1 protein-coding gene is annotated in these 640 nt (G+C 67.3%); it reads right to left on the bottom strand.

Features of this window, described 5'->3' with window-relative positions; translation table 11 throughout:
• Positions 1 to 239: 239 nt before the first annotated feature.
• On the bottom strand, positions 240 to 640 hold a 401-nt coding region (locus ACXJKJ_RS30905; protein WP_457395359.1), incomplete at its 5' end, for a HutD/Ves family protein.

The following is a 640-nucleotide window of genomic DNA, read 5'->3' as shown; positions in this document are numbered from 1 at the left end:
CGTGATCGAACGCGCACTGGGACGCGAAGGCAAGGAAGCGTTGATCGTGGCCGGCAGGTACCGCCGCGACGTGTATTGAGCGCACCCAGTGCGCCGCAGCCGATAGGGTCGGTTCCCAAACGAACGATGACCGTGATCGGCGCGACACACGCATCATCTCCACCGAAGCCGCCTTCGCCACCGGTCAGGTCGCCACCGAACGTGGCACACGGGTATCGGTGATCGATCGGGATGCGTCCCTAACGCGGACTCAGCCGGATCGCCAGCAGCTCGCCGCCACCGCGCAACGCAAATCGCTTGCGCGCGCCAGCGGCCAGCCACGCGGTGTCACCCGCCTCCAACGGTGGCATTCCGGCCTCCCCCTCGAACGCGGCCTGGCCGGCCAGCAGGTGAATCGCCCAGGCCACCGCGGGCTCGGTGAAGAAGAACATGCTGCCCACCAACGGTCGGTGCAGTAGCGCTGCATCGAGCGTGTCGCGCCGCCACATCAGGTTGAAATCGTGGGTGAGGCCATCGACCAGCTCGCCGCTGACCTGCGCCTCGCCGGCAAAACGCAGCCGGTCGTGCGGGGGCGACAGTGTATGTACCGTGCCATCCGCGAAACGCAGACGCAGCCCTTCCCCACGCAGCAGCACCAGCT

This window comes from Roseateles sp. P5_E1, assembly GCF_054049335.1.
The sequence above is the reverse complement of the archived record's forward strand: the minus strand, read 5'-3'. Positions and strand labels throughout refer to the sequence as shown.